The sequence below is a fragment of the Microbacterium sp. AC215 genome (assembly GCF_979258645.1).
On sequence record NZ_OZ409869.1, the window covers coordinates 1,456,140 to 1,480,378 of the forward strand.

Sequence of the window (24,239 nt, forward strand, 5' to 3'; positions counted from 1 at the left end):
GTCCCCCTGCCGGTCAGCGGCCGGCGTAGCACTCCCTGCGCCCTTCGCGCCGGGAGCTCGAGGGGAAGTCGAGCGGGTGTCTCTAAATACTGGCATATCAACAGACCGCCCCGATGGCGGCCACGGCTGCTCCCTCAGTACTCTCGAGGATGAAAGCGGTCTGCGGACGGCCGCCCCTCTCGAAACGGAGCGACCATGACCGACTCGACGCGGCCCGAAGACCGGCAGTACAGCCCTCCCGCGTGGGACGGAGCGCGACCGGCGGATGCCGCCGTGGATCCTGCCGCCTACCCGATGGCCGGCCCGGGACAGCCCACGCCGTACACCTCCCCCGCCGGGCAGGGGCTGGCGGTCGCGGGACTCGTCCTGGCCTTCGTCATCGCTCCGCTCGGACTGATCCTGAGCATCGTCGCCGCCGTCAGGCTCGGCAAGGCCGGGGCACCGCGCGGCCTCGCCATCGCGGGAATCGCGGTCGGCGCCGTCATCACCGTCATCTGGATCATCGGCATCATCGTGCTCGTGAGCGTCTTCGCGAACCTGTTCGCGATGTGCGCCGACCTCGGTCCGGGCGTGTGGCAGGTCGGCGGAGTCACCTACACCTGCAGCTGAGTTCGCAGCCGAACGAGAAAGGGGCCGGATGCGATCGCATCCGGCCCCTTCTCGATTCGTCTCAGCGCTTGTAGTTCGGCGCCTCGACCACGATCTGCACGTCGTGCGGGTGCGACTCCTTGAGACCCGCCGCGGTGATGCGCACGAACTTGCCGCGCTGCTTGAGCTCTTCGATGGTGCGGGCTCCGACGTAGAACATCGACTGCCGCAGTCCGCCGACCAGCTGATACGCGACGGCCGACACGGGGCCGCGGTACGGCACCTGGCCCTCGATGCCCTCGGGGATCAGCTTGTCGTCGCTGGGCACGTCGGCCTGGAAGTAGCGGTCCTTCGAGTACGAGGTCTGCTTGCCGCGGGTCTGCATGGCCCCGAGGGAGCCCATGCCGCGGTACTGCTTGAACTGCTTGCCCGACTGGAAGACGATCTCGCCCGGCGACTCGTCGGTGCCGGCGAGCAGCGAGCCGAGCATCACGGCGTCAGCACCCGCGACGAGCGCCTTGGCGATGTCGCCGGAGTACTGCAGACCACCGTCGGCGATCACAGGGACGCCGGCCGGACGTGCGGCGAGCGACGCCTCGTAGACGGCCGTGACCTGGGGAACGCCGACGCCGGCGACGACGCGCGTCGTGCAGATGGAGCCTGGCCCCACGCCCACCTTGACCGCGTCGACACCTGCGTCGATGAGCGCCTGAGCGCCCTCGCGGGTGGCGACGTTGCCGCCGATGACGTCGATGTGCGCGAAGCTCTCGTCCGCCTTGAGCCGCGTGACGAGGTCGATCACGCCCTGTGACTGGCCGTTGGCCGTGTCGACGACGAGGACGTCGACTCCGGCGTCACGCAGCGCCTCTGCGCGCTCCCAGGCATCGCCGAAGAAGCCGATGGCCGCGCCGACGCGCAGACGACCCTGGTCGTCCTTCGTGGCGAGGGGGTACTTCTCGCTCTTGTCGAAGTCCTTGATGGTGATGAGACCGGCCAGCTTGCCGTCCTCATCGATGAGCGGCAGCTTCTCGACACGGTGATGCGCGAACAGGGCGATGACCTCGCCGGCGGCGACGCCCACCGGTGCGGTGACGAGACCCTCCGACGTCATGACGTCCTTCACGAAGGTGGTCTGACGCTCGAAGCCCGAGACGAAGCGCATGTCGCGGTTGGTGATGATGCCGACGAGGCGGCCGTCGGGGTCGACGACCGGCAGACCGGAGATGCGGTACTTGGCGCAGAGCGCGTCGACCTCTTCGACAGTCGCGTCGGGCGACGTCGTGATCGGGTCGGTGATCATGCCCGACTCGCTGCGCTTGACGCGGTCGACGTGGGCCGCCTGATCGGCGATGGAGAGGTTGCGGTGCAGGATGCCGATGCCGCCCTCTCGCGCCATCGCGATGGCCATGCGGGATTCGGTGACAGTGTCCATGGCGCTGGAGAGCAGCGGAGTCGCGACCGAGATACGGCGAGTGATCCGCGACGAGGTGTCTGCCTCGCTGGGGATGACGTCGGTGTGCCCGGGAAGGAGCAGCACATCGTCGTACGTGAGTCCGACGAAGCCGAAGGGGTCGTGCTGGTCCATGGATAGTCCTCCTGCGGGCGCGATCTGGGGCGAGGGTGTACCAATTCTAAGTGCGGAGCGGCTGAGGAAATTCCCTGCGCCCGCTGACATCGCGCGCACGACGCCCCGGATGACCTATCGGTATTTCGCAACTTCGTGATGGGATCGTTCTCACCGTGAGCAGATCGTGCCTTGGTCGAAACAGAGCCGACACATTACGCTCATACCGTCGTACATCAGGGCCGATGAACAACTCCGTCATGGCCTGTGTACTGGGCTGGAGGTTCTGTGCGTCCGACGATCTCGGCGAATCGAAGCGGAATGCGGTGGGTCATCATCCTGCTCGCGTCGCTCCTCGCCATCGCTTTCCTGTGGTTGCAGCCTCCGGCTGCGGCTTCCGCCGAAGAAACGGACGACGGCCAGGAGATCACAGACTTCTACTTCGCCGGTGTCATCACCTTCGATGACGACCCCGTCGAAGGCGTCGTGATGACGATCGAGGGCGGCGGCTTCGAAGGCGAGACCGAGACCGACGCCGAGGGCAAGTGGCGCCTGTACGTGCCCGAGAAGGACACGTACACGCTCACGGTCGACGAGGAGACCCTCCCCGACGGCGTGATCGTCGATGCGGCGCAGCTGCCCGAGGGCACTCAGCCCATCGCCGGCACGACGGCGTCGTTCGAGGTCGAGTTCGGCCTGACCGGCACGAAGATCCTCAACCTCTTCCTCGGTGAGGGCGAGAGGATGACGACGTCCTTCATCGACCAGCTCCTCTCACGTCTCGTGGGCGGCCTGAACTTCGGTCTGCTGCTGGCGCTCGCCTCCATGGGCGCGGCGCTCATCTACGGCACGACGCGGCTGTCGAACTTCGCTCACGCCGAGATGGTCACCTGGGGCGGCCTGGTCGCCCTCGTGACGACGAGCTTCTGGCATCTGCCGCTGTGGCTCGGCATCATCGCCGCCGTGATCGGGGGCGGTCTCTTCGGCTGGGCCCTGGATGCCGGCATCTGGCGTCCGCTGCGACGACGAGGCCTCGGTGTCGTGCAGCTGATGATCGTCAGCATCGGTCTGTCTCTCGCCCTGCGCTATGCGTTCCAGTACATGATCGGTGGTGGCACTCGCCAGCTCCCCGGGGCCAGCCCCGAGCCGTTCCGGTTCGGTCCGATCTCGCTGTCCTACATCGACCTGATCGGCATCGTGGTCAGCATCGTCGTGATCGTGGGCGTCGCGTTCTTCCTCACCCGCACCCGCATCGGCAAGGCGACCCGCGCCATCTCCGACAACCCGCAGCTCGCCGCAGCATCCGGCATCGACGTCGACAAGGTCGTGCGCTACGTCTGGATCCTGTCCGGCACGCTCGCCGCCATCTCCGGCATCCTCTGGGCCTACTTCCGCCCCGGCGTGAAGTGGGACATGGGCATGCAGATGCTGTTGCTCATCTTCGCCGCCATCACCCTCGGCGGGCTCGGCACGGCGTTCGGTGCGCTCGTCGGCTCCCTCATCGTCGGCATCGCGGTCGAGGTCTCCACCCTCTGGATCCCCTCGGATCTGAAGTATGCGAGCGCCCTGGTCGTGCTCATCGTGATCCTCCTCGTCAGACCGCAGGGCCTGCTGGGACGCAGGGAAAGGTTGGGCTGATCGCCATGGACTTCGGAAGCATCTTCTCGAACACAGCCGTCTATCTGTTCAGCCCCGTCACCCTCGCCTACGCGCTGGCGGCGACCGGTCTGGCCGTGCACTTCGGCTATGCGGGCCTGCTCAACTTCGGCATGGCCGCCTTCATGGCGGTCGGCGGATACGGATACGCGATCTCCGTGCTGACCTTCGGGCTCCCCTGGTGGGTCGGCATGCTCATCGGTCTCCTGGGGGGCGCGTTCTTCGCAGTCCTCCTCGGCATCCCGACGCTGCGGCTCCGTGCCGACTATCTCGCCATCGCGACGATCGCCGCGGGTGAGATCGTACGACTGCTCTTCACCACCCAGATCTTCGACGAGTACACCAACTCGGCCGACGGTCTCGCGCAGTTCAACGGCGGGTTCCGCGACGCCAATCCGTTCCCGCCGGGCACCTACGGCTTCGGACCGTGGACCTACAGCGCGAACGACCTGTGGAACCGGGTGTTCGGACTCATCGTGCTGCTCGTCGCGATCCTGCTGGTCTGGTCGCTCATGCGCAGCCCGTGGGGGCGCGTCCTCAAGGGAATCCGCGAGGATGAGGATGCCGTGCGCTCGCTCGGCAAGAACGTCTTCGCGTACAAGATGCAGGCGCTCGTCGTCGGTGGTGTGATCGGCGCAGCCGGAGGAATCGTCTTCGTCCTCCCCTCGGCTGTCGTGCCGGGCAGCTACACGACCTCGCTCACGTTCTTCCTGTGGACGATCCTGCTGCTGGGCGGCGCGGCCACCGTGTTCGGCCCGACACTCGGGGCCATCCTCTTCTGGGTCGTCTTCGCGTTCATGGCAAACCTGCTCCCGGCGATGGCGCGGTCCGGAATCCTGCCCATGTCCGACAGCCAGGCCTCGACCCTGGTGTTCATCTTCGTCGGTATCGCCCTGATGCTGCTCGTGATCTTCCGACCTCAGGGCATCCTCGGAGACAAGAGGGAGATGACCTTTGTCAAATGAACTGACCCCCGACGAGAGCGCCCAGACGGCGCCCGCGACCGGGAGCATCCGCCGACCGAAGACCACCGGACTCGCCAAGGGCCCTGCGGCCCCCGGCGTGCCGAAGGTCGATCCCATCCTGATCGCGGATGCCGTGCAGCGGCGCTTCGGCGGTCTGACGGCCGTCGACGTCGACCACGTCGAGATCCCTCGCGGCGCCATCACCGCTCTGATCGGCCCGAACGGAGCAGGGAAGACGACCCTGTTCAACCTGCTCTGCGGTTTCGACAAGCCGAACAGCGGGACCTGGTCGTTCGACGGCACGAGCCTCTCGGGCGTCCCCTCCTTCAAGGTGGCGCGCATGGGACAGGTGCGCACGTTCCAGCTGACCAAGTCGCTGTCGCTGCTCACCGTGCTCGAGAACATGAAGCTCGGTGCTCCGGGACAGCGCGGCGAGGGCTTCTGGTCGAGCCTGTTCCCGTTCCTGTGGCGCAAGCAGGATCAGGAGATCGAGGTCAAGGCCCGCGAGCTGCTGGCCCGCTTCAAGCTCGACGCCAAGGAGAAGGACTTCGCCGCGGCGCTCTCCGGCGGCCAGCGCAAGCTCCTCGAGATGGCGCGAGCGCTCATGAGCGATCCGACCCTGGTGATGCTCGACGAGCCGATGGCCGGCGTCAATCCGGCGCTGACCCAGTCGCTCCTCGATCACATCCTCGACCTCAAGGGCCTGGGCATGACGGTGCTGTTCGTCGAGCACGACATGCACATGGTCCGCCACATCGCCGACTGGGTCGTGGTCATGGCCGAGGGCAAGGTCGTCGCCGAGGGCCCGCCCGACGAGGTCATGGAGGACCCGGCCGTGGTCGACGCCTATCTCGGCGCCCACCAGGACCTCGATCTCGGTGCCGTGACCGGTCGCATCCCCGTGATCGAGAACGCCACCGCCGCCAAGCTCCGCGAGCAGATCGAAGCAGAAGCCGAGGCGGAGCTCGAAGCGACGAGCACGCCGGATCACGACCAGAAGGACAACGCATGAGCGCCGAGACCTCCGCTGCGGCACCGCCAACGGACGACATCGTCGTCGAGCTGAAGGACGTGCACGCCGGCTACCTGCCCGGTGTGAACATCCTCAACGGCGCCAACCTCGTCGCCCGACAGGGCGAGCTGATCGGCATCATCGGCCCCAACGGCGCCGGCAAGTCGACCCTGCTGAAGGCGATCTTCGGGATGGTGAACGTCCGCAGCGGCGAGATCACCGTGAACGGAGAGAGCATCATCGGGTTGAAGGCCGACAAGCTCGTCAAGCGGGGCGTCGCCTTCGTGCCGCAGACGAACAACGTGTTCCCCTCGCTCTCCATCGAGGAGAACCTGCAGATGGGGCTGTATCAGAACCCCAAGATCTACGCCGAGCGCCTCGAGTTCGTCACCGGCATCTTCGCCGAACTCGGCAAGCGCCTCAAGCAGCGCGCCGGTTCGCTCTCGGGCGGCGAGCGGCAGATGGTGGCGATGTCGAGGGCACTCATGATGGACCCGTCGGTGCTGCTTCTCGACGAGCCCTCCGCCGGCCTCTCCCCCGTGCGTCAGGACGATGCGTTCATCCGCGTCTCCGACATCAACAAGGCGGGCGTGACGACGATCATGGTCGAGCAGAACGCGCGGCGCTGCCTGCAGATCTGCGACCGCGGCTACGTGCTCGACCAGGGCAAGGATGCGTACGAGGGCACCGGACGCGACCTGCTGAACGATCCGAAGGTCATCGGCCTCTACCTCGGAACTCTCGGCACAGACGCCGCCTGAGGGCTCCCACGACAGAGGGGCGGATGCGACTCGCATCCGCCCCTCTTCTGTCCCCCCGCGCAGCTCCGGACACGCGGCCGCAGCTCGGGGCACGCACACGACGAAGGCCCCGGATCGAGGATCCGGGGCCTTCGCTCGTGATCAGTTGGTGCGGGAGATCAGGTTGTCGGCGCCGTACTCGTACGTGCCGATCGATGCACCCTGCGGGTCGCCGTTCTCATCGAACGTGATCTCGCCGGAGTAGCCGTCGTAGTCGGCGGTTCCACCGTCGTTGATGATCGCCGCGCAGTCCTCGAAGCTGGTGCACTTCTCACCGTCTCCGCTGCCGCCCGAGACCTCGGCCATCTTCGCAGCGATGTCCGCGCCCTCGGTCGAACCGGCGGCGAGAGACGCGAGTGCGACGAGCACGACCGCGTCGTAGGCCTCGGCCGCGTAGGTGAAGTCGTTGACCTCGGGGTTGCCCTCACCGGTCCAGAACGTCTGCAGACGGTCGGTGAAGTCGTCCTCGAGCGCCGGTCCCGGCTTCGTGCCCTGTGCGCCCTCGAGCGAGAACGGGAAGTTCGTGTCGGGCGAGGAGCCGTAGTCCGACAGGTTTCCGTCGACGAGGTAGAACTTGTCGGGCGAGATGCCGGCGTTGACCAGCAGCGGGGCGATGGTCTTGAACTGGTCGAACGACACGATCGCGACGGCGTCGGGGTTCTGAGCCTTGATCGTCTCGACCTGTGCGTCGAACTGACCGTCACCGACGTTGTACGACGCGTCAGCGACGACCTCGCCACCCGCGTTCTCGAACGTCGACTTGATGTTGTCGAACAGTCCGGTTCCGTACGCGTCGTTCTGGTAGATCACGCCGAGGGTCTTGTGTCCGTCTTCGGCGATCAGGTTGCCGAGGACCTCACCCTGCAGAAGGTCGCTGGGCGCGGTGCGGAAGTAGAGACCGTTGTCGTCCCAGTCGGTGAAGTCCGGGCCGGTGTTCGAGGCCGAGATCTGCAGGATGCCGGCGCTGACGTTTCCGTCGAGGATCAGGCGGGAGACGCCCGACGCCGCGGCACCGACGATGGCGGTGACGCCCGCGCCCTGGAGCTTGCTGATCGACGTCTCGTAGGCCTTGGTGTCGGTGTCGCCTTCGTCTTCCGCCGTCAGGTTGATCGTGACGCCGGCAGCAGCATCGTTGACCTCCTTGACCGCGAGGCCGACGCCGGATTCCATGGGCGGGCCGAGGAACGACAGCGAACCGGTCTGCGGCAGCAGCGAGCCGAGCTCGAGCGTGAGGTCGGCCGACGATCCGCCGCCGCCGCCACCGTCGGACGGCTCCTCAGAGGGCGTGCCGCTGCAGCCCGCGACGACGATCGCCGAGACGCTCAGCAGCGCGACTCCGGCGAGAATCTTGGCGCTGCGCGAGCGCGTGAATGAGGTCATGATGCTCCCTTGCGTGACTGGCCGTGGATTGTGACCACGGTCGGGTGCTCTAACACTAGGACTGAAAGGCTTCGCGTAGGGGTCGCCGATGTTTCGGTGCGTTAACGATCCGACACCGAGTTTCCGGACGGGTGAACCGGGAGTTCAGACGAGTGTCGGCTGATCGATCCGGCGTCCGCGACGCGCGGCGAGCAGCAGGTCGATCAGGAACACGAGGATCGCGACCCAGACGATGATGAAGCCCGCCCACCGCTCGGGCGGCATCGGCTCGCCGAGCACGACCGCGCCGATGATGAACTGCATGACGGGGGTGATGAACTGGATCATCCCGATGACGGTGAGGTTGATGCGCCGGGTGCCCGCGGCGAAGAGCAGCAGGGGCACCGCCGTGGCCACACCGGCGAACGCGAGAAGCACCGCATGCCACACACCCTGGGAGCCCATCGTGATCCCGGCGGGGGTGGCGGCGACGAGGATCAGCTGCACGATGGCGATCGGGATCAGCCAGAACGACTCGAGCGTGAGTCCGCTGACCGCATCGACCGCGGGGCCGATCTTCTTCTTGATGAGTCCGTAGACGCCGAACGAGGCGGTCAGCGACAGGGCGATCCACGGGAACTCGCCGTAGAAGAGGACGATCACGATCACGGCGACCGCCGCGATGCCGATCGCCGCCCACTGGAGCCTGCGGATGCGCTCCTTGAGCACGAACACCCCCAGCAGCACGGTGGTGATCGGGTTGATGAAGTACCCGAGGCTGGTCTCCACGATGTTCCCGGAGAGGGTTCCGATGAGGAACACCTGCCAGTTGACGTAGATCAGGACACCCGCCAGAGCCGTCCATCCCAGCAGCCTCGGCTGCCGGACGATGACGCCGAAGGCGGCCCAGCCGCGCATCACGGTGAGGAGGAGCAGGCAGAAGACGAACGACAGCAGCACGCGCCACGCGACGACCTCCCACGGACCGGTGGGCACGAGCAGCAGGAAGTAGAGGGGCAGCACGCCCCAGAGCAGATACGCTCCCCCCGCGTACGCGACTCCCGCCGTCTGAGTGGCTCGGGAGGCGGCGTTCGTCGGGGTCACCGCACAACCCTATGCCCGTCGCCGCGCCGCCTCCGCCCCACGAGACCCGCCATCCGGACATTGGCAGGAATCGATGCACCGGTGGCCGAACACGCAGGAAGGCCCGGATGCGTGATGCATCCGGGCCTTCCGAAGACGTTGTCTCAGCGGACGACGACTGCGAGCACGTCGCGAGCCGACAGGACGAGGTACTCGTCTGCGCCGAACTTCACCTCGGTGCCGCCGTACTTGCTGTAGAGCACACGGTCGCCCACGGCGACGTCGAGCGGAACGCGGTTGCCGTTGTCATCGATGCGGCCGGGGCCCACGGCCACGACCTCGCCCTCCTGGGGCTTCTCCTTGGCGGTGTCGGGGATGACCAGGCCACTCGCGGTGGTCTGCTCGGCCTCGACCTGCTTGATGACGATGCGGTCCTCGAGCGGCTTGATGGAAACCGACACGGTCTACCTCTTCTTTCTTGACGCTGACAGGAAGACTTTTCGCACTCTCAACCCGAGAGTGCTAATCCAGTCTAGGCGTTCCGCTGGCACTCACGCAATGCGAGTGCCAATGCGGCGAACAGCCCGCCGCCTAAGCTGGGGCAGTGGAGATCTCCGAGCTGCGCGCACTGCTCACCCCCGAGGGCCTGAAGGCGCTGGACGAACTCGGCCCCGTCGACGAGGTCGCCGACGTCGCTCGGATCGTATCCCGGCTGCGTGCGGCCGGCCACTCGCCCGAGCTCGTCTCGGCCGTGGTCGGACAGGCACGACTTCGCACCAAGGCGAAAGGCAAGTTCGGCGACTTCGCGGCCCGGATGCTGTTCACCCGGGCCGGACTCGAGCAGGCGACGCGGTTGGGCGTGGCCGCCCGGCATGCCCAGCGGATGCGCCGCGCCGGCGTCACTCGCGTCGCGGATCTCGGCTGCGGCATCGGCGGGGATTCTCTTGCCTTCGCCGGCGCAGGGCTCGACGTCGTCGCCGTCGACGCCGACGAGGTGACCTCGGCGATCGCGGCCTACAACCTGGCGCCCCTCGGAGACAGCGCGAGGGTGATCCACGGCACGGCCGAGGCGCACGTGCCCGTCGAGGGCGACGAGAACCAGGCGATCTGGATGGATCCGGCCCGCCGCACCGCCGGGCACAGCGAGACGCGCCGGGTCTCGTCCGATGACTACTCTCCGCCGCTGGACTGGGCCTTCGACGTGGCCTCGCGCACATCGACGGGCATCAAGCTCGGTCCCGGTCACGACCGCGATTCACTTCCCGTCGACGCCGAGGCGCAGTGGGTGAGCGCAGACGGCAGCGTGGTCGAGCTCGTGCTCTGGACGCGCGCACTCGCCCGCGACGGCATCCGCCGTTCCGCCCTCGTGATCCGCGGCGAGCGCTCACATGAACTCACCGCAGGCGCCGACGCCGTCGACGAGCCCGTGCGCGAACTCGGCGCGTTCCTGCACGAGCCGGACGGCGCGGTGATCCGGGCGCGTCTGATCGGCGATGTCGCGCGCAGCCTCGACGCGGGAATGCTCGACGAGCGCATCGCGTATCTCACCTCCGACGCCGCTGTCACCAGTCCGTTCGTGCAGTCGTTCCGGGTGCGCGAGACGATGCCGGCGAACCCGAAGGCGATCAGCGCCGTCCTCAAGGCGAACGACATCGGCTCTCTCGAGATCAAGAAGCGCGGCATGGACATCGACCCTGCGGCCTTCCGCAAGAAGCTGGCGCTGCGGGGCGAGCAGACCGCGACGCTGATCCTCACTCGCGTGGGTGATCAGCGACGAGCGATCCTCGCCGATCGGGTGCCGACAGCGGGCTGACGTCTCCCCGGCGCCTAGCCCTCGGAGTCGTCGGACGGGATGTCGACCTGGATCGGATCCTGGAATTCGCCGCCGAGCTCGAGCGTCTCACCGGGCCTCACCGTCTGCTCTGCCGTCGCCGTCGTGCTGTCTCCGGACACCACGAGGTAGGGCATTCCGTTCAACGTGTACGCGAGACGCACGCTCCAGTCGGAGATCATCCCTCCGGCCTCGTCCACGATGGTTCCGGCGACCTCGATGACGTCCGCCGACGATTGTCCCTCGCTCGCCGGGCGGCATTCGACGGCCTGGACGGCATCGACGATGAGGCAGTCCTGGATGTCGTCGCTCTCGACGCGCTGTGCGCGCCAGACCGGGGCATCGCGGAAGTACCCGACGACCGAGAAGGAGAACTCTTCGAAACCCTCCTCGACCAGCTGCTCGGCGCGTTCCCGCTCGTCGCCCTGGAACTGCGACAGCCAGGAGTTCTCGTCCGAACGCCATCGCTGGATGATGCCGACGACCTCCCCGTTCATCGCTCGCGCGGCGGACGCCCAGATCTCCTCGAGGCCCTCGTCCCCCTCCCCCGGCACCGCGACGCTCGCGTTCAGGCCGATGCCGTTCCCGTTGTCGAGATCGGCCGCGGGCTGGCACTGATCCGCCGACTTGTCGGCGGCGTCGAGCGTCAGGCACACCGTCTCGCCGTCGTCCTTCGTCGCGTACCAGACGAGGGCGTCCTCGTCCTGTCCGATCGCGCGCAGACTGCCCGGGTCGAACCCGCCCTCGGCCTGCAATTCCGCACGCCGCTCCTGCTGCGCGGAAGTCAACGCGACGGCATCGCCGGAACGCCCGAAGAGCGCCCAGCCGGTGCCGAGACCGATCACGAGCAGAAGTGCGGATGCCGCGGCGACCGCCTTCCAGTGCTGACGGAATGCGGCGCGGAGGCCTCCGGTCTCGGCAGACCGGCGTCCGTCGTCCGCGTGTTCGCCGGGCGCGCTGGGGGAAGCGTCGGCGACGGGTGCCTGACCGTCACGGAACGGCTTCTCCGACGTCGGCGGCTCGTGGGCCGGTCCCTGCCCGACCGGCGCGTCGACCCGGTCACGCGGGCCAGGGTCGACCCGGTCAGGCCTGCCAGGCTCGCCGCGCAGCGATTCGAGCTCTCTCAGCCTCGCCGCCTCGGCCTCGGTCAGGCCACCGTCGCGGCCGTACGCTTTGACCTGCAGCCCGCGCAGCTCGGCAGAGTCACTCTCCTGCAGCATCGTCGCCCTCCCAGCCCTTCGTCACGGTCAGGTACTGCTGACCGTAGCCGAACCGGTACTCGTAGCGGGTCGTCTTCCCCTCACCCACGACGTCGAGCACGAGCGTCCTGTCCGCGTCGGCGAGCATGATGCTGTCATCGCAGGCCATCGGAGGGTCGGGCATCGACCCGTCGTAGACGAGACAGTACCTCTGCGTGGACATGTCGATCCCCGTCCAGATCGGCACGTCGTCGTCGTAGCCGGCGACCAGGATCGTCCGCCGGTCCAGTCCCGTCCGCTCGGCGAGGGCGGTCACCGCCTCCGCCTCGTCGGGGCTGGCGAACATCGCCGTGGACTGCGGCGAGGTGATATAGCTGCGGGTGACGACCGCCGGCTCGCCGGCCGGCGTGAGGAACATCTGCGCCTCGACGTCATAACTCTGACTCTGGCTCACGGGTTTCGTGAGAGTGGCATTCACGCCCTGGACCACGGCCTGCTCCCGCGTCGTGCACGCGGGAGCCGTCGCATCCTCGTGTCCGAGCACCAGGCACACGTCAGCGCGCTCGTTCTTCGTCGCGAACCAGATCACGACGCCTTCTTCCTCCGCCATCGCCCGCACCGACCCCGGATCGAAGTCCCCCGATGCGACGATCGCGCTCTGCCACTCCTCCTGCTGGGCGCTGAGCTGCATCGGCGCGGGACCCCGGTCGGTGAAGAGAAGCCAGCCCAGCGCGAGGCCGATGACCGCGAAGGCCGTGGCGACCGCGACCGCGAGACGCCGATGGTGTCGCAGCGCGATGAGCGGGGACCCGCCCTGGCGCTCGATGTCCACGGCCGGGTCGGCAGGTGACGCGCTCCCCTCCTCCTCGGCAACGCCCCGCGGAGCCTGCGCAGGGTCCGGCGCACGCGTCTCCGGACTTCTCGTCGCCGGCGGCCCCGCCAGACGCGTCTTCGCGGATTCCAGCTCGCGCAGCCGCGCTGCATCCGCCGCGCTCAACGCCCCCGCACGGCCGTACGCCCGCGCCTGGAGCGCGCGCAGCTCGACGGATCGGTCCGCGTCGAGCATCGGCTATCCGAGTCTCTCGAACTGCATCCCGGCCCAGACGAGCCAACCGAGGCTGTAGACGGTCGCACACAGACCGAGAACGAGCGCCCAACGAGCGATGGCGCGGCTCTCGACCGGTCGGCGCAGCGACATGATCGACGCGATCACGGCGACGATGGCGATCGGGATGCCCCAACCGACGAAGAACGACGCGGCCAAGGCGACGACCGCCGCCATCAGCGCCCAGGGAGCGAGGCGGGTGTCGTCCACGGCGGACGTGCCCGTCGCCGGCTCCCAGTCGCCCTCCCGACCGATGTCCTCGGCGACTGGCCCCGTGACGACCACCGGCTCGACTCCGACCGGGCCGGTGGGGAGCTTCGTGTATCCCTCGCGGCGCGACCCGGGTATGCGTGCCGACCCCGCCGGATGCTCGACCTCGCCGCTCGGACGCTCGATCCTGGTCGGCGGCACCGCGGCACTCGAGGCGGGCCCCGGTTCTGCACCCGCCCGATCCGGAGTGCGAGGCACGTCGCTCATCACATCACCGCGACGCGCTCGTCGACCTGGATCTCGGTGACGGGAAGCGTCGAGTCGGCTCCGAACGCCAGCGTCGACGGGCGACGGCCGGACGCGATGAGCTCCGCGGCGAGCGCCGCGATCATCGCGCCGTTGTCGGTGCACAGCGACAACGGCGGGATGCGCACCGTCACGCCGGCCTTCTCCGCCCTCGCGAGGGCGACCTCGCGGAGTCGTCGGTTGGCGATCACTCCTCCACCGAGCAGCAGGCGGGGCACGCCGAGGTCTGCGCACGCGGCGAGCGCCTTCGTCACGAGCACATCGACGACCGCCTCACGGAAGCTCGCGGCGACGTCGGCGACGGGCACGGGAACGCCGTCTGCCTCGCAGCGCTCGACCCAGCGCGCGACAGCGGTCTTGAGCCCGGAGAAGGAGAAGTCGTAACGGTGCTTCGCGAGGTCGGAGGCGCGCGAAAGCCCTCGAGGGAAGCGGATCGCGTTCGGATCTCCGTCGAGTGCCGCTCGATCGATCTCGGGTCCGCCGGGGTACGGCAGCGACAGCAGTCGGGCGACCTTGTCGAATGCCTCCCCCGCGGCATCGTCCATGGTCTCGCCCAGCATCTCGACGTCGGTCGTGAGATCGCGCACGTGCAGCAGCGAGGTGTGCCCGCCCGATACCAGCAGCGCGATCGTCGGGTACTCCAGCGGCTCGGAGTCGGGAGTCAGGATGTCCGCGGCGATGTGTCCGACCAGGTGATTGACCGCGTACAGCGGCTTGTCGAGCGACACCGCCAGACCCTTGGCGGCGCCGACGCCGACCATGAGCGCTCCCGCGAGGCCGGGTCCGCTCGTGACGGCCACCGCGTCGAGGTCGCCGAGCCGCACCCCGGCCTCGGCCAGGGCGGCGTCGATCGAGGGTTGCAGGGCCTCGAGATGGGCACGGGCGGCGACCTCGGGAACCACTCCGCCGTAGCGGGCGTGCTCGTCCATGCTCGACGCGATCGTGTTCGAGAGCAGCCTGCGTCCGCGGACGATCCCGATGCCGGTCTCGTCGCAGCTCGTCTCGATGCCCAGCACCAGCGGCTCGGTCATGAGGTCGCCTCCTTCGCGGCATCCGACGCCGTCTCATCTCGATGCTCGGAGCGCGGATGCTGCAGGGCGAGGCGCATCACGATCGCGTCGACGTCGTCGGGCTGGTAGTAGCGGGGGCGACGTCCGATCTCCTCGAACCCCTCCGAGCGGTACAGCCCCTCGGCACCGGGGTTGTCTGCCCGCACCTCGAGGAAGACCTCTCTGGCTCCGCGTTCCACCGCGGCATCGAGAAGGGACCGCAGAAGCGCCCGGCCGCGGCCGCGACCGCGGTGCTCGACGTCGAACGCGATGGTCTGGATGTCGGCGTCACTCGACCCCTGCAGTGCACGGACTCCGCCGTAGCCGATGATCGCGCCGTCCTGCTCGTCGACCAGATAGCGTCCATGCGGGCTCGCGAGCTCCAGGGCCATCGCCTCCGAGCTCCACGCGTCGGTGGGGAACGAGCGGTGCTCTATCGCCATGATGGCGTCGAGATCGTCGGGCGTCGCGTCGCGCAGCGTCATGACCCCACCTTCTTGGGCGCTCCCGGCACGGTGACGTCGGGCTGACGCAGATAGATCGGCTCGGTGCCCGCGAGTGTGCGCCCGGCAGCCAACGCCCTCGCGCCCACGCGAGCCAGATCGACGCCCGACAGCGTCTCCACATCGATACGACGGATCCCCTGGAGGTGCTCGTCGGCGTCGACCCGTGCGACCAGCACGGTGTCCGTGATGACGTGCGGGATGCCGTCGGCATCCGTTCCGTCGAAGACGGTGATGGCGACCTCTCGGCGGCGGGCGTCCGTCACGATGGCGAACGGCCCGGTCACGGCGTGATGCTCGACGGCCGTGAGCGCTGCGGCGAAGTGGCTCGGCACGGGGACGACGGGGATGCCACGCCCCAGCGCGAACGTGCGTGCCGTCGCGATGCCGATGCGGAGTCCGGTGAACGGCCCCGGGCCCATACCGGCCACCACATGATCGATCGGGCCTGATCCGGGCGCGTCGAGGGCCCGCACGAGCAGCTCGCCGATGACCTCCGCGTGACGGAGCGGATCGGCGGCCGAGGCATCTGACAGACGCGTGCCGTCATCGTCGATGAGGGCGACGGCGGTGCCCAGGGAGGTGTCGACGGCGAGGATCACCTCTCCAGGGTAGTCGTCGTTCAGCCGGTGATCGCTGAGCGTCCGCCACGCGTGATCGACACGTGCCGCGGTGCGTCGGCGTCGAGCTCCGAGGGGTCGAGCTCGTCGTCGCCGCCGACTGGACGCTCCAGCTCGATGTCCCACCAGGTCTCGGCCAGGTCCTCGGCCATCCCGCGTCCCCACTCGATCACCACGACCGATCGTGCGAGGTCGAGATCGAGATCGTCGAGCTCTGCCCCTGAACCGAGCCGGTAGGCGTCGACGTGCACGAGCGGCGCGCGTCCGACGAGCGACGGGTGCGTGCGGGCGATCACGAAGGTGGGGCTCTGCACCGGGCCGCGTACGCCCAGACCCTCCGCGAGTCCGCGGGTGAACGTCGTCTTGCCTGCGCCGAGCGGGCCGGTGAGGATCAGCAGGTCGCCCGCTTCGAGCTGCTCGCCGATGCGGAAGCCGAGCTGCTCCATCGCGTCCGAGGTCTCGATCTCGCGGCGCCCCAGGAAGGACGGGTCGACGCTCATGCCGACCGCCGGGGAACACGGGCGCCGATGCGCGTCACGATCTCGTAGTCGATGGTCGATGCGGCGTTCGCCCACTCCGATGCCGAGGGCACGCCGAGCGTCGGGTCGCCGAACAGCACGACCTCGTCGCCGATCGACACCGGGGCGTCCCCGACGTCCACGACGAACTGATCCATGGCGATGCGGCCGACGTTCGTGTATCGGCGCCCGGCGATCGATACGGGCAGGCGCCCGGATGCGTGGCGCGGCACGCCGTCGGCGTATCCCAGCGGGACGAGCACCAGCGTCGTGTCACGGGAGGTGCGGTGGTCGTATCCGTACGACACCCCGGCGCCGGCCGGCACGCGGCGGACGGCGGCGATCGCCCCCCGCAGCGTCATGGCCGGGCGAAGCCCCAGCTCCGCAGAAGAGCGGTCGTCGAACGGCGAGAGGCCGTAGATACCGATGCCGATGCGCACGGCGTCCAGACGCATCTCCGGCAGGTCGATCGCGGCCGCTGTCGCCGCGATGTGCCGGATCTCGGGATGGATGCCGAACGACGCCGCCGCCGTGACCGCCTCCTCGAACTTCGCGAGTGCCTCACGGTCGTCCTGGGGCGACGTGTTCGAGAGGTGGCTGAAGAGCCCGACGATGCGCAGCCGCCCGATGCGTTCGAGGCGCGCGGCTTCGGCGAGCACACGACGCCAGTCCGCCGGGGCGATGCCGTTGCGCGACAGCCCGGTCTCGAACTTGAGGTGCACGCCGACCGGGCGGTCGACCGAGGCGACCGCTCCCGCCGCTTCGAGCTGGTCGAACGACGAGATTCCCACCTCGATGTCGTGCGCCGCAGCCTGGTCGAAACGCTCGCCCGGCGCGTGCAGCCAGGCGACGATCGGAGCGGTGATGCCCTGACGACGAAGTTCGAGCGCCTCAGGGATCTCGGCGACCCCCAGACGAGTGGCACCCCCGGCGAGGGCGGCGACGGCAGTCGCGGCAGCCCCGTGGCCGTAGGCGTTCGCCTTCACAACGGCGATGACCTGCACGCCGGTGAGTCTGCGGAAATGGCGGACATTGTCGCTGATGGCATCCAGCTCGATGCGGGCTTCGCGGAACGGAACGGTCACAGCGGCTCTCCTTCGGCGACCACGAACGCTGCGGCGAGCCCCGCGTCATGGGTGAGGGTCAGGTGCAATCGGGTGATCCCGCGCTCTGCGACGACGTCGGCGGTGGAACCGGAGAGCACGAAATGCGGGCGGCCGGATGCCTCGGAGGCGATCTCGATCTCGATCCAGTGCACGCCGTCAGAGCCGCCGAGCGTCTTGATCAGGGCTTCCTTCGCGGCATAGCGCGCGGCGAGCGACGGCAGTCTGAGACCCCGCTCCCCCGGCGCGAACAGCCGCTCCCGAAGCCGCGGCGTGCGCTCCATCGTCCGCTCGAACCGCGGGATGTCCACGAGGTCGATGCCGGTCCCGATGATCACCAGTTCAGCCTAGTCGCGGCATCCCGAATCGGTCGGCCCAGCCTTTGCACGGTGCCCGTGCCCCGGATGGGTGACGTGTCTCGATGAGCGGCCACTGGAGGCCGACGACGCTTACTCGACGGTGACGGACTTGGCGAGGTTGCGCGGCTGGTCGACGTCGAGCCCCTTGGCCGTGGCGAGCGCCATCGCGAAGATCTGCAGCGGGACGACAGCGAGCAGCGGCTCGAACATCGCGCCGGCGAGCGGGATGCGGATGACCTCGTCGGCGAACGGCAGCACGGCCGCATCGCCCTCTTCCGCCACCACGATCACCCGAGCTCCGCGAGCGCGGATCTCCTGGATGTTCGAGACGACCTTGGAGTGGACCACAGCCGAGTGTCGAGGCGACGGCACCAGCACGAAGACGGGCTGTCCGGGCTCGATCAGCGCGATCGGGCCGTGCTTCAGCTCGCCGGCGGCGAACCCCTCCGCGTGGATGTACGAGATCTCCTTGAGCTTCAGCGCGCCTTCGAGTGCGATCGGGAAGCCCACGTGGCGACCGAGGAACAGCACCGAACGGGTGTCGGCCATCCAGCTCGCGAGCTGGGTGACATGTTCCTGCTCGCTCTCGAGAACCTTGGCGATCTTCTCGGGAAGGGCGGTGAGCTCGGCCACGTCGACCGACGCGTCCTGGACGGAGCCGCGCACGCGCCCCACGTGCAGGCCGAGCAGCAGCAGAGCGGTGATCTGCGCGGAGAAGGCTTTCGTCGACGCCACTGCGACCTCAGGGCCGGCGTGGGTGTAGACCACCGCATCGGACTCGCGAGGGATCGTCGCACCCTGCGTGTTGCAGATGGAGAGGGTGCGCGCGCCGCGCTCCCTCGCGTACTTGACGGCCATCAACGTGTCCATCGTCTCGCCGGACTGGCTGATCGAGATCACGAGGGTGTCGTCGCCGATCACCGGGTCGCGGTAGCGGAACTCGTGCGCGAGCTCGACGTCGACGGGGACCCGCGCCCACTGCTCGATCGCGTACTTGCCGACGAGCGCCGAGTACGCGGCCGTACCGCAGGCGGTGATGATGATGCGGTTGATGCCGAGGAACAGGTCGTCGAGCCCGTCGAGCTCGGGGATCACGACCTGGTCGCCCTGGATGCGGCCACGGATCGTGTTGGCGACCGCCTCGGGCTGCTCGGCGACCTCCTTGGCCATGAAGCTCGACCAGCCGCCCTTCTCGGCGGCGGCGGCGTCCCACGAGACGTCGAACGGCTCGGCCTCGACAGGCGTGCCGGCGAAGTCGGTGACGGTGACGGCGTCCGGGGTGATCGAGACGATCTGGTCCTGGCCGATGGCCAGTGCCTTGCGGGTGTGCTCGATGAACGCGGCGACGTCGGAGCCGAGGAAGTTCTCACCCTCGCCGAGGCCGATCACCAGGGGCGAGTTGCGGCGAGCGCCCACGACCAGGCCCGGGTGGTCCTGATGCATCGCGAGCAGGGTGAAAGCGCCCTCGAGGCGGTTGACGACGGCGCGGAACGCGCCCTGCAGGTCTCCGCCGTTGTTGCGGTACTCGCGGCCGAGCAGCGCGGCAGCGACCTCGGTGTCGGTCTCGCTGCGGAAGCTGACGCCATCGGCGAGCAGCGAGTCGCGGAGCGAGGCGAAGTTCTCGATGATGCCGTTGTGGATCACGGCGAGCTTGTCGTCATCGGCGAGATGCGGGTGCGCATTCTCGTCGGTGGGCCCACCGTGGGTGGCCCAGCGGGTGTGCCCGATGCCCGTGTTGCCGTCCGACAGCTCGGCATCCTTCAGCGAATCGCGCAGCATGGCGAGCTTTCCCGCCTTCTTGCGCATCCCGAGGGAACCGTCGCCGTCGATGACGGCGACACCCGCGGAGTCATACCCGCGGTACTCGAGACGGGCGAGGCCTGCGAGCAGGATGTCCTGGCTGGGCCGCGGGCCCACGTATCCGACGATTCCACACATGTCGTCAAGAGTAAGGCGGGCTTTTTGCGAAGGTTCCGAACGAAATAGCCGACCGGTCAGAGCTTCCGCAGGAGCACGCTCTCGACGCTGTGGTCGACGCCCTTGTTGAGCACGAGACGCGCGCGATGCTTGGTCGGCATCACGTTCTCGACCAGGTTCGGCATGTTGATCTCGTTCCAATAGCCGAGAGCCGTCGTGATCGCCTCGTCATCGGTCAGGTGGGCGAAGACGTTGAAGTAGGACGAGGGATTCGAGAACGCGCCCTGGCGCAGTGCGAGGAACCGATCGACGTACCACTTCTCGATGTGCGAGGTGTCGGCGTCGACGAAGATCGAGAAGTCGAAGAGGTCGCTGACGGCCACGTCATTGGGGGCGGGCGGCGGCTGGAGGACGTTCAGGCCCTCGACGATCACGACGTCGGGGCGACGGACGACCACATGGGCGTCGGGGACGATGTCGTAGCGCATGTGCGAGTAGAACGGCGCCCGCACCTCTGCCGCACCGCTCTTCACCTCGGTGAGGAACTCGAGCAGCGCCCTCCGGTCGTAGGACTCCGGAAAACCCTTGCGCTCCATCAGCCCCCTGCGCTCGAGCTCGGCATTCGAATACAGGAACCCGTCCGTCGTCACGAGCTCGACGCGAGGGGTGCCCGGCCAGCGGCTCATCAGCTCGCGCAGCAGACGGGCGATCGTCGACTTTCCGACGGCGACGGAGCCGGCGACGCCGACCACGAACGGGGTCGTGGAATCGTCCTCCTGAAGGAACGAGCTGGTCGCGGCACCCAGACGCTTGGTGGCCGTCGCGTAGAGGCTCAGCAGTCGACTGAGCGGCAGATAGACCTCGCGCACCTCGGCGAGGTCGAGCCGGTCGCCGATGCCCCGGAGTTCGACGACCTCGGTCTCGGTGAGCGGCTGGTCGAGTCCCGCCGCCAATCGCGCCCATTCATCGCGCCCGATCTCGCGATACGGAGACAGCGGCAGCGTGGGGTCGGCGGTGGTCACGGATACATCGTAACGGCGCACGAGTGGTCTCTATCCGTGCGCCTGGGAGTACTCGACATCGGTTCCAACACCGTCCACATGCTCGCCGCCGATGTCCGGCCCGGCGGCAGGCCGCTGGCGACCACCAGCGACCGCACCGTCCTGCGCCTGATGCGCTACCTCACCGATGACGGATCGATCTCGGAAGAGGGGGTGCGCGCACTCGAAGCGGCCGTGGCCCGAGCGCGCGCGGTCGCGGAAGCCGAGCGGGTCGATGAGCTGCTCGCCACCGCGACGAGTGCGGTGCGCGACGCCCGGAACGGCGCCGACGTGATCGCCCGCATCGAAGCCGCCCTCGGCCAGCCTCTGCAGGTGCTCGATGGAGAGACCGAGGCCGAACTCACCTTCCTCGCCGTTCGGCGCTGGTTCGGCTGGTCGGCCGGCCAGCTCCTTCTCCTCGACATCGGCGGCGGATCGCTCGAGGTCGCGGCGGGCGGTGACGAGCTTCCCGACGCCGCGGCATCCGTCCCACTCGGAGCCGGTCGGATGACCGTGCAGTTCCTTCCGCAGGACCCGCCGGGCGAAGACGACGTCGAGCGCCTTCGCGAGCACGCGAGCGCCACCCTTGCCGAGGTGCTTCCCCGATTCACCGCGCTCCCGCGGCCCGATCACGTCGTCGGCTCCTCGAAGGCGATCCGATCTCTGGCTCGACTGGCCGGCTATCCGGTTCCCGGCTGGTCGGGGATCCAGCGCATGGTGCTGCCGCGAGCAGCGCTGGGATCGTGGATCCCTCGACTCGCTCGCCTGCCCGCATCCGCGAGGCAGGAGCTGCCCGGGATCACGGCGGATCGCACGTTCCAGATCGTCGCCGCCGCGGTATCGCTGCACACGGCCATGACGGCGCTCGACGTCGATGAGCTCGAAGTGTCGCCGTGGGCTCTGCGCGAGGGCGTGCTGCTGAGATACATCGAGCAGTTGAACTGGAGCGCGCCGCGCGACTGACCAGGGGTCGGTGCCGCACGGCGCGCTCGACGGTTCAGAGGGAGAGGCGCTCCCGCACCACATCGACGAGGCGGTCCGCGTACGACTGCGCGGATTCCGCATCCGGTGCCTCGACCATGACTCGGACGAGAGCCTCGGTGCCCGACTTGCGCAGGAGCACCCGGCCCGTCTCGCCGAGTTCGGCTGCGACCTCGCGAACGGCCTGCTGCACGACGGCATCGGACTCGAGCGCGTCCTTGTCGACGTCGCGGACGTTGATCAGCACCTGCGGGTAGACGGTCATCACGCTCGCGAGCTCGGCGATCGTCTTGTTCTGGCGCGCCATCTCGGCGACGAGGTGGAGCCCTGTGAGCAGACCGTCACCGGTGGTCGCGAACTCGCTCATGATGACGTGTCCGGACTGCTCTCCGCCCAGGGCGTAGCCGCCCCGGTTCATGTCCTCGAGGACGTAGCGGTCGCCCACCGCGGTCTGTCGAACCGTGATCCCCTGCTCGCGCATGGCGATGTGCAGACCGAGATTGCTCATCACGGTGGCGACGAGGGTGTCGTCGGTGAGGTGACCGCGTTCCTTCATCGCGACCGCGAGGATCGCCATGATCTGGTCGCCGTCGATGACGTTGCCCTGAGCGTCGACAGCCAGGCATCGATCGGCATCGCCGTCATGTGCGATCCCGATGTCGGCACCGAGACGGACGACAGCCTCGGCGAGCTGGTCGAGGTGCGTCGAACCGACGCCGTCGTTGATGTTCCAGCCGTCCGGATCGGCACCGATCACGGTGACATCGGCCCCGGCATCGCGGAAGGTCTCCGGCGAGACGCCGGATGCGGCGCCGTGGGCGCAGTCGAGCACGACCTTGATGCCGTTGAGCCGGTTCGGCAGCGAGCCGAGCAGGTGGACGACGTAGCGGTCTTCGGCGTCGGAGAATCGGATGATCCTGCCCACGCCGGCACCGGTCGGACGCAGCTTCTCGCCGGCCATGGCCTCTTCGATCCGCTGCTCGACGACATCGGGCAGTTTCACGCCGCCGCGGGCGAAGATCTTGATCCCGTTGTCGGGTGCCGCGTTGTGCGAGGCCGAGATCATCACACCGAAGTCGGCGTCGCGGTCGGCGACGAGGAACGCGAGAGCCGGCGTCGGGATCACTCCGGCCTCGAGCACGTCGACGCCGGAGGATGCGAGTCCTGCGGAGACGGCAGCGGTCAGGAAGTGACCGGAGACGCGGGGGTCGCGGGCCACGACTGCAGTGAGTCGCTTGCCTTCGGCTTTACGAGCCTCCGCAGTACGGCCCTGGCCCAGGACGACAGCAGTCGCCTGGGCCAGGGTGAGCGCGAGGTCGGCGGTGAGGATGCCATTGGCAAGCCCTCGCACGCCGTCCGTGCCAAAGATCGGCATCGGAGCGGTGGACCTTAACGCTTCGAGTACTGAGGCGCCTTGCGGGCCTTCTTGAGTCCAGCCTTCTTGCGCTCCTTGACGCGAGCGTCGCGCGACAGGAAGCCGGCCTTCTTCAGGGTCGGACGGTTGTTCTCCTCGTCGATGCCGTTGAGCGAACGAGCGATGCCGAGACGCAGTGCACCGGCCTGGCCCGAGGGGCCACCGCCCGAGATGCGCGCGATGACGTCGTAGCCGCCGGCGAGGTTGAGGATGGTGAACGGGTCGTTGATCAGCTGCTGGTGCAGCTTGTTCGGGAAGTAGTCCTCGAGCGTGCGGCCGTTGACCGTGATCGTTCCCGAGCCGGGGACGAGACGCACGCGGGCGATGGCCTGCTTGCGACGGCCGACAGCGGCACCCGGGACGCTCAGCACGGGGCGGGGAGCCGCCTCGACTGCGTCGGTCTCGGGAGTCGACGTCGAGAAGTTCTGGGGGTTTTCGGTGGTGTCCTGGATGTCAGCCACGAGTATGTCCTTAAGTCTTTACGGCGCTTACTGGGCGACCTGGTCGAGGGTGTACGTCTTCGGCTGCTGAGCGGCGTGCGGGTGCTCTCCACCGACGTAGACCTTGAGCTTCGACAGCTGCTGACGGCCGATGCTGTTCTTGGGGAGCATGCCACGGATGGCCTTCTCGACAGCACGGACCGGGTTCTTCTCCATGAGCTCGGCGTAGGTGACCGACTTCAGGCCGCCCGGGTAACCCGAGTGGCGGTAGGCCAGCTTCTTCTGGAGCTTCTGACCGGTGAGCGCGACCTTGTCGGCGTTCACGATGATGACGAAGTCACCCGAGTCGATGTGGTTGGCGAAGGTGGGCTTGTGCTTGCCACGCAGGAGCGTAGCGGCGTGCGAGGCCAGACGGCCGAGAACGACGTCAGTGGCGTCGATGACGACCCAGTCACGCTGGACCTCGCCGGCCTTCGGGGTGTAAGTGCGCGTCACGATAGTGCTGCTTTCTTGTTCGAACGGAGAAGTTCGTGAATCCCACTCCGGGGTGGTTCTTCCCTACAGGGAGGAACACGCCAGTGGAGGGCTCACGTTCGTGGCACTCGGCAGTCGAGTAC

At 68.2% G+C, this 24,239-nt stretch carries 25 protein-coding genes; 7 read left to right on the top strand and 18 right to left on the bottom strand.

Features of this window, described 5'->3' with window-relative positions; translation table 11 throughout:
* Positions 1 to 195 precede the first annotated feature (195 nt).
* Positions 196 to 609, top strand: coding sequence for a hypothetical protein (locus tag ACZZZF_RS07230; RefSeq protein WP_463497755.1), 414 nt, complete (start codon positions 196 to 198; stop codon positions 607 to 609).
* 61 nt (positions 610 to 670) lie between these two features.
* Here ACZZZF_RS07230 and guaB read toward each other — a convergent pair whose 3' ends face one another.
* Positions 671 to 2,173 carry an IMP dehydrogenase gene (gene guaB / locus ACZZZF_RS07235; protein WP_053098958.1) on the bottom strand — a complete coding sequence of 501 codons (1,503 nt, stop codon included), beginning with the start codon at positions 2,171 to 2,173 and terminating at the stop codon, positions 671 to 673.
* A gap of 300 nt (positions 2,174 to 2,473) precedes the next feature.
* Here guaB and ACZZZF_RS07240 point away from each other — a divergent pair, with 300 nt between their 5' ends.
* From ACZZZF_RS07240 to ACZZZF_RS07255, 4 genes are read left to right on the top strand one after another with little or no spacing between them, the layout of a single operon-like run.
* Complete coding sequence (locus tag ACZZZF_RS07240) at positions 2,474 to 3,790, top strand: branched-chain amino acid ABC transporter permease (RefSeq protein ID WP_042539449.1); 1,317 nt, start codon at positions 2,474 to 2,476, stop codon at positions 3,788 to 3,790.
* Between the two features lie 5 nt (positions 3,791 to 3,795).
* On the top strand, positions 3,796 to 4,773 hold the full coding sequence (locus ACZZZF_RS07245) for a branched-chain amino acid ABC transporter permease (RefSeq protein ID WP_053098957.1): 978 nt from the start codon (positions 3,796 to 3,798) through the stop codon (positions 4,771 to 4,773).
* A 46-nt stretch (positions 4,774 to 4,819) separates the two neighbouring features.
* Positions 4,820 to 5,785, top strand: a complete 966-nt coding sequence (locus tag ACZZZF_RS07250; RefSeq protein WP_053099395.1) for an ABC transporter ATP-binding protein — start codon at positions 4,820 to 4,822, stop codon at positions 5,783 to 5,785.
* Complete coding sequence (locus ACZZZF_RS07255; RefSeq protein WP_463497757.1) at positions 5,782 to 6,546, top strand: ABC transporter ATP-binding protein; 765 nt, start codon at positions 5,782 to 5,784, stop codon at positions 6,544 to 6,546. The genes ACZZZF_RS07250 and ACZZZF_RS07255 overlap by 4 nt, the downstream gene beginning before the upstream one ends.
* A 141-nt stretch (positions 6,547 to 6,687) precedes the next feature.
* Here ACZZZF_RS07255 and ACZZZF_RS07260 read toward each other — a convergent pair whose 3' ends face one another.
* The 3 genes from ACZZZF_RS07260 to groES all read right to left on the bottom strand — a co-directional run bounded on the left by ACZZZF_RS07260 (position 6,688) and on the right by groES (position 9,488).
* Positions 6,688 to 7,965: an ABC transporter substrate-binding protein gene (locus ACZZZF_RS07260; protein WP_053098955.1), complete on the bottom strand. Its 1,278-nt coding sequence runs from the start codon at positions 7,963 to 7,965 to the stop codon at positions 6,688 to 6,690.
* A 144-nt stretch (positions 7,966 to 8,109) separates the two neighbouring features.
* Positions 8,110 to 9,048, bottom strand: a complete 939-nt coding sequence (gene rarD, locus ACZZZF_RS07265; RefSeq protein WP_295103624.1) for an EamA family transporter RarD — start codon at positions 9,046 to 9,048, stop codon at positions 8,110 to 8,112.
* A gap of 143 nt (positions 9,049 to 9,191) precedes the next feature.
* Complete coding sequence (gene groES, locus ACZZZF_RS07270; protein WP_039394204.1) at positions 9,192 to 9,488, bottom strand: co-chaperone GroES; 297 nt, start codon at positions 9,486 to 9,488, stop codon at positions 9,192 to 9,194.
* Between the two features lie 143 nt (positions 9,489 to 9,631).
* Between groES and ACZZZF_RS07275 the strand changes: the two genes are divergently transcribed.
* Positions 9,632 to 10,840 carry a class I SAM-dependent methyltransferase gene (locus ACZZZF_RS07275; RefSeq protein ID WP_463497760.1) on the top strand — a complete coding sequence of 403 codons (1,209 nt, stop codon included), beginning with the start codon at positions 9,632 to 9,634 and terminating at the stop codon, positions 10,838 to 10,840.
* Between the two features lie 14 nt (positions 10,841 to 10,854).
* Here ACZZZF_RS07275 and ACZZZF_RS07280 read toward each other — a convergent pair whose 3' ends face one another.
* The 11 genes from ACZZZF_RS07280 to coaA all read right to left on the bottom strand — a co-directional run bounded on the left by ACZZZF_RS07280 (position 10,855) and on the right by coaA (position 20,769).
* On the bottom strand, positions 10,855 to 12,078 hold the full coding sequence (locus ACZZZF_RS07280; RefSeq protein ID WP_463497763.1) for a hypothetical protein: 1,224 nt from the start codon (positions 12,076 to 12,078) through the stop codon (positions 10,855 to 10,857).
* On the bottom strand, positions 12,062 to 13,123 hold the full coding sequence (locus ACZZZF_RS07285; protein WP_463497766.1) for a hypothetical protein: 1,062 nt from the start codon (positions 13,121 to 13,123) through the stop codon (positions 12,062 to 12,064). The genes ACZZZF_RS07280 and ACZZZF_RS07285 overlap by 17 nt, the downstream gene beginning before the upstream one ends.
* 3 nt (positions 13,124 to 13,126) lie before the next feature.
* Positions 13,127 to 13,639, bottom strand: coding sequence for a hypothetical protein (locus tag ACZZZF_RS07290; RefSeq protein WP_056277261.1), 513 nt, complete (start codon positions 13,637 to 13,639; stop codon positions 13,127 to 13,129).
* Positions 13,639 to 14,709 (bottom strand): tRNA (adenosine(37)-N6)-threonylcarbamoyltransferase complex transferase subunit TsaD, encoded by a 1,071-nt coding sequence (gene tsaD, locus ACZZZF_RS07295; protein ID WP_053098949.1) that lies wholly within the window; start codon positions 14,707 to 14,709, stop codon positions 13,639 to 13,641. The genes ACZZZF_RS07290 and tsaD overlap by 1 nt, the downstream gene beginning before the upstream one ends.
* The gene (rimI, locus tag ACZZZF_RS07300; protein WP_053098948.1) at positions 14,706 to 15,212 is read right to left on the bottom strand and encodes a ribosomal protein S18-alanine N-acetyltransferase; all 507 of its coding nucleotides are present in this window, start codon (positions 15,210 to 15,212) and stop codon (positions 14,706 to 14,708) included. The genes tsaD and rimI overlap by 4 nt, the downstream gene beginning before the upstream one ends.
* The gene (gene tsaB, locus ACZZZF_RS07305; protein ID WP_295104128.1) at positions 15,209 to 15,832 is read right to left on the bottom strand and encodes a tRNA (adenosine(37)-N6)-threonylcarbamoyltransferase complex dimerization subunit type 1 TsaB; all 624 of its coding nucleotides are present in this window, start codon (positions 15,830 to 15,832) and stop codon (positions 15,209 to 15,211) included. The genes rimI and tsaB overlap by 4 nt, the downstream gene beginning before the upstream one ends.
* A gap of 20 nt (positions 15,833 to 15,852) precedes the next feature.
* Positions 15,853 to 16,350 carry a tRNA (adenosine(37)-N6)-threonylcarbamoyltransferase complex ATPase subunit type 1 TsaE gene (gene tsaE, locus ACZZZF_RS07310; RefSeq protein ID WP_053098946.1) on the bottom strand — a complete coding sequence of 166 codons (498 nt, stop codon included), beginning with the start codon at positions 16,348 to 16,350 and terminating at the stop codon, positions 15,853 to 15,855.
* The gene (gene alr, locus ACZZZF_RS07315) at positions 16,347 to 17,453 is read right to left on the bottom strand and encodes an alanine racemase (protein WP_056277250.1); all 1,107 of its coding nucleotides are present in this window, start codon (positions 17,451 to 17,453) and stop codon (positions 16,347 to 16,349) included. Before alr ends, tsaE begins: the two co-directional genes overlap by 4 nt.
* Positions 17,450 to 17,809, bottom strand: coding sequence for a holo-ACP synthase (locus ACZZZF_RS07320; protein WP_053098944.1), 360 nt, complete (start codon positions 17,807 to 17,809; stop codon positions 17,450 to 17,452). The genes alr and ACZZZF_RS07320 overlap by 4 nt, the downstream gene beginning before the upstream one ends.
* 111 nt (positions 17,810 to 17,920) lie before the next feature.
* Positions 17,921 to 19,768 (bottom strand): glutamine--fructose-6-phosphate transaminase (isomerizing), encoded by a 1,848-nt coding sequence (gene glmS / locus ACZZZF_RS07325; protein WP_463497768.1) that lies wholly within the window; start codon positions 19,766 to 19,768, stop codon positions 17,921 to 17,923.
* A 56-nt stretch (positions 19,769 to 19,824) separates the two neighbouring features.
* Complete coding sequence (gene coaA / locus ACZZZF_RS07330) at positions 19,825 to 20,769, bottom strand: type I pantothenate kinase (protein WP_053098942.1); 945 nt, start codon at positions 20,767 to 20,769, stop codon at positions 19,825 to 19,827.
* Between the two features lie 36 nt (positions 20,770 to 20,805).
* Between coaA and ACZZZF_RS07335 the strand changes: the two genes are divergently transcribed.
* Positions 20,806 to 21,750: a Ppx/GppA phosphatase family protein gene (locus tag ACZZZF_RS07335; RefSeq protein ID WP_463497771.1), complete on the top strand. Its 945-nt coding sequence runs from the start codon at positions 20,806 to 20,808 to the stop codon at positions 21,748 to 21,750.
* 34 nt (positions 21,751 to 21,784) lie between these two features.
* Here the strand turns inward: ACZZZF_RS07335 and glmM are convergent, their stop codons facing one another.
* The 3 genes from glmM to rplM are packed head-to-tail and all read right to left on the bottom strand — an operon-like array spanning position 21,785 to position 24,117.
* Complete coding sequence (glmM, locus tag ACZZZF_RS07340) at positions 21,785 to 23,143, bottom strand: phosphoglucosamine mutase (protein WP_053098940.1); 1,359 nt, start codon at positions 23,141 to 23,143, stop codon at positions 21,785 to 21,787.
* Positions 23,144 to 23,157: 14 nt separating this feature from the next.
* Positions 23,158 to 23,643 carry a 30S ribosomal protein S9 gene (gene rpsI / locus ACZZZF_RS07345; protein WP_042539158.1) on the bottom strand — a complete coding sequence of 162 codons (486 nt, stop codon included), beginning with the start codon at positions 23,641 to 23,643 and terminating at the stop codon, positions 23,158 to 23,160.
* Between the two features lie 27 nt (positions 23,644 to 23,670).
* Positions 23,671 to 24,117: a 50S ribosomal protein L13 gene (gene rplM / locus ACZZZF_RS07350; protein ID WP_045253410.1), complete on the bottom strand. Its 447-nt coding sequence runs from the start codon at positions 24,115 to 24,117 to the stop codon at positions 23,671 to 23,673.
* Between the last annotated feature and the right edge of the window lie 122 nt (positions 24,118 to 24,239).

Excerpts from the sequence above, each read along its gene's own strand:
- ACZZZF_RS07290 (WP_056277261.1), bottom strand. The coding sequence starts at position 13,639 with ATGAGCGACGTGCCTCGCACTCCGGATCGGGCGGGTGCAGAACCGGGG.
- ACZZZF_RS07280 (WP_463497763.1), bottom strand. The coding sequence starts at position 12,078 with ATGCTGCAGGAGAGTGACTCTGCCGAGCTGCGCGGGCTGCAGGTCAAA.
- ACZZZF_RS07245 (WP_053098957.1), top strand. The coding sequence starts at position 3,796 with ATGGACTTCGGAAGCATCTTCTCGAACACAGCCGTCTATCTGTTCAGC.
- ACZZZF_RS07260 (WP_053098955.1), bottom strand. The coding sequence starts at position 7,965 with ATGACCTCATTCACGCGCTCGCGCAGCGCCAAGATTCTCGCCGGAGTC.
- guaB (WP_053098958.1), bottom strand. The coding sequence starts at position 2,173 with ATGGACCAGCACGACCCCTTCGGCTTCGTCGGACTCACGTACGACGAT.
- glmM (WP_053098940.1), bottom strand. The coding sequence starts at position 23,143 with ATGCCGATCTTTGGCACGGACGGCGTGCGAGGGCTTGCCAATGGCATC.
- tsaE (WP_053098946.1), bottom strand. The coding sequence starts at position 16,350 with ATGAGCGTCGACCCGTCCTTCCTGGGGCGCCGCGAGATCGAGACCTCG.
- rimI (WP_053098948.1), bottom strand. The coding sequence starts at position 15,212 with ATGACGCTGCGCGACGCGACGCCCGACGATCTCGACGCCATCATGGCG.
- ACZZZF_RS07255 (WP_463497757.1), top strand. The coding sequence starts at position 5,782 with ATGAGCGCCGAGACCTCCGCTGCGGCACCGCCAACGGACGACATCGTC.
- ACZZZF_RS07285 (WP_463497766.1), bottom strand. The coding sequence starts at position 13,123 with ATGCTCGACGCGGACCGATCCGTCGAGCTGCGCGCGCTCCAGGCGCGG.
- tsaD (WP_053098949.1), bottom strand. The coding sequence starts at position 14,709 with ATGACCGAGCCGCTGGTGCTGGGCATCGAGACGAGCTGCGACGAGACC.
- ACZZZF_RS07240 (WP_042539449.1), top strand. The coding sequence starts at position 2,474 with ATGCGGTGGGTCATCATCCTGCTCGCGTCGCTCCTCGCCATCGCTTTC.
- glmS (WP_463497768.1), bottom strand. The coding sequence starts at position 19,768 with ATGTGTGGAATCGTCGGATACGTGGGCCCGCGGCCCAGCCAGGACATC.
- ACZZZF_RS07230 (WP_463497755.1), top strand. The coding sequence starts at position 196 with ATGACCGACTCGACGCGGCCCGAAGACCGGCAGTACAGCCCTCCCGCG.